The organism is Aquaspirillum sp. (assembly GCF_055136605.1).
In genome coordinates, this window is sequence record NZ_JBSQVP010000099.1 from 1 (window position 1) to 5422 (window position 5422).

6 protein-coding genes are annotated in these 5422 nt (G+C 50.3%); all 6 read left to right on the plus strand.

Features of this window, described 5'->3' with window-relative positions; all coding sequences use genetic code 11:
• The coding region (locus tag ACTBZS_RS11730; RefSeq protein ID WP_463044255.1) for a bifunctional folylpolyglutamate synthase/dihydrofolate synthase at positions 1–787 on the plus strand (787 nt) is incomplete at its 5' end.
• A 34-nt stretch (positions 788–821) separates the two neighbouring features.
• Positions 822–1673 carry an SPOR domain-containing protein gene (locus ACTBZS_RS11735; protein ID WP_463044256.1) on the plus strand — a complete coding sequence of 284 codons (852 nt, stop codon included), beginning with the start codon at positions 822–824 and terminating at the stop codon, positions 1671–1673.
• A 4-nt stretch (positions 1674–1677) separates the two neighbouring features.
• Entirely contained in the window at positions 1678–2256 is a 579-nt protein-coding gene (locus tag ACTBZS_RS11740; protein ID WP_022653561.1) for a CvpA family protein, read from the plus strand.
• A gap of 29 nt (positions 2257–2285) precedes the next feature.
• Positions 2286–3824, plus strand: a complete 1539-nt coding sequence (gene purF, locus ACTBZS_RS11745) for an amidophosphoribosyltransferase (RefSeq protein WP_460429755.1) — start codon at positions 2286–2288, stop codon at positions 3822–3824.
• Between the two features lie 141 nt (positions 3825–3965).
• A complete protein-coding gene (locus ACTBZS_RS11750) occupies positions 3966–5234 on the plus strand; it encodes an NAD(P)/FAD-dependent oxidoreductase (RefSeq protein ID WP_463044257.1) in 1269 nt (422 codons plus the stop codon).
• The coding region (locus ACTBZS_RS11755) for a DUF1365 family protein (RefSeq protein WP_463044258.1) at positions 5231–5422 on the plus strand (192 nt) is incomplete at its 3' end. The genes ACTBZS_RS11750 and ACTBZS_RS11755, both read left to right, overlap by 4 nt.

Below are 5422 nucleotides of genomic sequence, written 5' to 3' on the forward strand. Positions count from 1 at the left end.
CACCATCGATCTTGATCATCAAGATTGGTTAGGCGATACGCGAGAGCTGATTGGTCGTGAAAAAGCAGGGGTGTTTCGTCAGGCAAAACCAGTGGTCTGTGCCGATCCTGAACCACCCCAATCTTTGTTAGATCATGCCCACGCTTTGGCCTGCCCGCTAAAAGTCTTGGGACGTGATTTTGGTGGCCAGCGTGGTGAGGGCCAACAATGGTTGTTTTGGTCGGCTGAAAATCGCCGTGGCGGGCTACCTGTCCCAGCTTTGCGTGGTAACTATCAAATCCATAATGCCAGCGCGGTCATCGCTGCCTTAGAACTGATGCACGATAAGCTCCCGGTGTCGATGGGGGCAATTCGGCGTGGTTTAGTCGAAGTCGAGTGGCCTGGGCGGTTTCAAGTGCTACCCGGACGGCCTGTTGTCGTATGGGATGTGGGACACAATCCACATGCCGCCCGAGGGTTAGCTACTAATCTCACTCAACTCAGTTTTGCACAACATCGTTATGCTGTTTTCTCAGTGTTGGCAGACAAAGACATTGATGGCGTCATTGCCCCGTTGAAAGACCAATTTGATACCTGGTTGATCGCACCCATTGATCATCCGCGTGCCTTACCTGTGACAGAAATTGCCGAGGCACTGCGAAATCATGGTATCAACGCGGTAGAAAGTTTGCCTTCGGTTGCGGAAGCTTGGCAGTTGGCTTTATCGCGTGCCGATGAAAATGATAGAATCGCGGTTTTTGGGTCGTTCTTCACTGTGGCTGCCGCTGTCCAAGTGGGCCGGCCATAACAGACGCATTTCCTAAGTTTGCCGAAGGATGGGCATGAGCCGCGATAATCAAGCTGATTTGATCACGTTACGCAAACGTGCCCGCCGCCGCTTGGTGGGGGCGATTGCATTAACCGGTATCGCTGTCGGTGTTTTATGGAATGTGGTGGATAACGCCCCACCCAATGCCGATTTGCGTCCAGAATCAGTGGACGTGGTGGGGGCCGTTGTCGCACCTGCCACACCACCAGCGGCTGAATTGCCACAACCTAACGAGCCGGTTGAAGCCGCTGTCCCAACTCCTGTTTCACCCGCTGCAGTCCCTGTCACACCGCCGCCTTTGGTGATGCCAAGTGGCCCGATTGCAGTACCTAACTCGGCTCCACCGCCAAAACCCGAACCGAAACCAGCGCCGGTCGCTGAACCTAAGCCTGTTGAAAAACCGCCGGTTAAAGTTGAACCTGTGGTGAAAAAAACGGAAGAAAAGCCTAAACCAGTCGAAAAACCACCCGTAGTAGAGAAACCCAAACCTGTGGTTGAACCACCACCAAAAGTGGTTGAAAAACCGGTGGAAAAACCCAAGCGTGACCCTGCTGCCATTTTAGAAGGTCGTTTTGATGAGGCTGCAGCAGAGAAAAAACCTGCTGCTAAAGTGACCGACACTGAAGCTGGCGCGAATAAGCGTTATATCGTACAGATAGCCGCACTTTCTGATGCCGCTAAAGCCGATGAACTGCGGGCAAAATTGGCATCCGTTGGCGTACAGGCAAAAATTTCTCGAGTGGAAACCAGCAAAGGTGAAATCAGCCGTGTTCGTTTAGGGCCGTTTAACAACGAGCAAGACGCAAAAGCGGCTTTAGCAAAAGCAGCTCAAGTTGGAGTCAGTGGAATACTTATTCCACAGTAACAGCATGAATATTCTCGATTATCTTATCATTGCTGTTTTGGGTGGCTCGGCTCTGTTGGGGCTGTTGCGGGGGTTTACCCGCGAAGTTTTTTCCCTGTTTGCGTGGATTGTTGCTTTTATTGCCGCCCGCAGCTTAACCCCCGCTCTCGCCGATTGGTTGCCGGTAGGCGAGCCAGGCAGTTTGTTACGGCCAGTCTTAACCTTTGTGGCATTGATGGTTGTGGCCAGAATGGTGCTGGATATCTTTTCTCGTTTGGTGGCGGCACTCTTGCGAGGAATTGGTCTTGGTCCGCTTGATCGCCTACTCGGTCTGATTTTTGGCAGCATTCGCGGTGGTGCTTTTGTGCTGCTATTGGTATGGTTTGCGGGTCTAACCGATTTTCCACGTCAATTGGTGTGGCAAAAATCGTTGTTGATGGGGCCATTTGAAACGTTGGCCCAACATACCACAACATGGTTGCCGGCTGTCTTGGCACAACAAATCAACTTTTCAGATTACTTTTTTGTGATTCCTGAACGGCCGGCTTGGATGCCTGCGCCGTCAGTATCGCCTAACCCTCGCCCTTCTCCTGCAACAAACTGAACGCGCTTAGCGCAGAGGCTTGAATAACTATGTGTGGCATTCTCGGTGTGGTCGGTCAATCGCCGGTCAATCAACTTTTGTATGACGGATTACAAATCTTGCAGCATCGCGGTCAAGATGCAGCAGGGATTGTAACGGCCAGCGGCAACAGTTTTCACATGCACAAAGGTAGCGGGATGGTGCGTGATGTGTTCCGCACGCGCAACATGCGCTCGTTATTTGGTCATGTGGGTATTGGCCATGTGCGCTACCCGACAGCGGGGTCTGCCTCGAATCTGGCTGAAGCCCAGCCTTTCTACGTGAATTCGCCCTATGGCATTGTGTTGGCACACAACGGTAATTTGACCAATACCGATGAATTAAAAGAGGAAATGTTCCGGCAAGACCTCCGCCATATCAACACCAATTCCGATTCGGAAGTGTTGTTAAATGTCTTTGCCCATGAGCTGCAACGACATATTTATGGCCGAGAATTGTCGGAAGAAGCGGTATTTCATGCGGTAGTGGAAGTCAATCGCCGTGTTAAAGGGGCTTATGCGGTGGTGGCGATTATCGCCGGCTTTGGCTTAGTGGCCTTCCGCGATCCAAATGGTATTCGGCCCTTGGTGTTGGGGATCAATCGTAACGGCCCGATTCCGGAATATATGTTGGCGTCTGAATCGGTGGCGCTTGATTGTTTAGGGTTTAAATTAGAACGAGATGTTGCCCCCGGTGAGGCAGTCGTGATTCGCTTTGATGGCACGATGACCAGCCGCATGTGTGCCGACCCTGCGCCTCATACACCGTGCATGTTTGAATATGTCTATTTTGCCCGCCCTGATTCGCTGATTGATGGCGCCAGTGTCTATCAAACCCGTTTGTTGATGGGTGAAAAACTGGGTGACAAAATTCGTCGTGAATATCCACAGCTGGCTGATATTGATGTGGTGATTCCGATTCCAGACACCAGCCTTCCTTCGGCATTACAACTCGCAAATCACCTTGGTTTACCTTTCCGTATGGGGTTTATTAAAAACCGCTATGTGGGTCGCACTTTCATTATGCCCGGGCAAGCCACTCGTAAAAAATCAGTACGCCAAAAATTAAACGCTATTGGTCACGAGTTTGCCGGTAAGAACGTGTTATTGGTTGATGACTCTATTGTGCGTGGCACAACCAGCCGTGAAATCGTACAGATGGCGCGTGATGCTGGAGCCAATAAAGTCTATTTTGCGTCTGCCGCACCGGCTGTTCGATTCCCCAATGTGTATGGGATTGATATGCCGACTCGGGCTGAATTATTGGCAACGGGTCGTACTGAGGAAGAAATTGCCCGCGAAATTGGCGCTGATGCCGTGGTGTATCAAGACCTCGACGCCTTGAAAGACGCGGTGCATGTGGCTAATCGCGACTTAGTTGATTTTGAAACGTCCTGTTTCGATGGTCGCTATATCACAGGTGATATTGATGAGGCCTATTTAAACCATGTCGAAAGTTTGCGCAGTGACGCCAGCGGACAACGTCACGACGCTAAGACGCAAGGCATGTTGGACATGAATTTAAATGTTGCTGAGCAGAACCTAATCTAACTAATTGTTTGTATTGTGATTTATAAAAATCCCACCTAAGGCGAGGTGGGATTTTTTTCGCGAACCTTTATTTTGTTCAGTACAAAACTTTGACAAATTTCCAGTTTTCTCTATCCTTCTCTCTAACAAGGGAGAAAAAAGATGCGCATTGCTGTGATTGGAGCTGGGATTGCTGGTCTGTCTGCAGCATGGTTGCTGCGAAACCATCATCAGGTAACTTTATTCGAAGCTGAACACCGAGCCGGTGGGCACAGTCATACGGTAGATATTGAAGTCGAAGGTCAGCACTTAGCGGTTGATACTGGCTTCCTCGTTCATAATGATAGAACCTATCCTAACCTCATTGCTTTGTTTGAGCTGCTTGGCGTGAAAACGTATCCGAGCGAGATGAGTTTTAGTGTTCGAGCGGAAGCATCGGGTTTGGAATGGGCAGGCACAAATCTAAACACACTATTTGCCCAGCGCAGCAATCTGTTCTCCCCTTCTTTTTGGCGGATGTTGCGCGATATTTTGCGTTTACATCAACAAGCCCCGCAGCTGTTAGAACAAGCACGACAACAACAATGGACGTTAGGAGAACTACTCCAAAACAGCGGCTTTAGTCGTGAAATGCAAGAAAACTACCTGTTGCCGATGGGCGCGGCGATTTGGTCAGCACCTGTAGCCAAGATGCGTGAGTTCCCTGCGGCCTCTTTCCTGAGCTTCTGTCAAAACCACGGTTTGTTACAGGTATCGGATCGACCGCAGTGGAAAACAGTCGTGGGTGGGTCACGAGTTTATGTGCAAAAAATGATTGCGCAATTAACCGACAAGAAAATTAAAAATCCAATCGAAAAAGTAATAAGACAAAACGGAAAAGTATTGCTGTTCCACGCTAATGGTAGAGAAACCTTCGATCAGGTGATTTTTGCTTGTCATACCGACCAAATCTTATCACTACTCGCTAACCCGACAACCGCAGAAGAATCTATCCTCTCAGCGATTTCCTACCAAAAAAACTATGCCGTTTTACATGCTGATGAAAGTTTCCTGCCACAGCAAAAACGCGCTTGGGCAGCATGGAATTACAGCGCTATGTCAGCTCAACATCAGCATGAACAAGATGCTGTGATGGTGACCTATCTACTCAATCGACTACAACCTCTGACCGTCAACACACCGATTATGGTGAGCCTTAATCCATACAAAACGCCAAAACATATTTTTGCTGAATTCCACTACGCCCATCCCGTCTTTACAACCGAGGCTATTGCTGCACAAAAACGCTTAAGCACTATCCAAGGCCAACAAAGTAGCTGGTTCTGTGGTGCGTGGGCAGGATATGGCTTTCATGAAGATGGCCTACAGTCTGGATACGCCGCCGCCCAGGCGTTGCTGGCGGCACATTCCTGCACTGCGGAGACGCTATGAGTCACACACCCGCACCCACCGAAGGGGCGCAGCCCCTGATTGCATTTGGTCATGTCCGGCACACCCGGCTGCGGCCACGTCGCCATCGCTTTGTGTACCCCACCTTTTTTCTGATGCTGCCCATGCGCAGCCTGCAGCGCCAGCCGCACAAGGCTGGGGTACTGGCCCTGAACCGGCACGGATGGCTG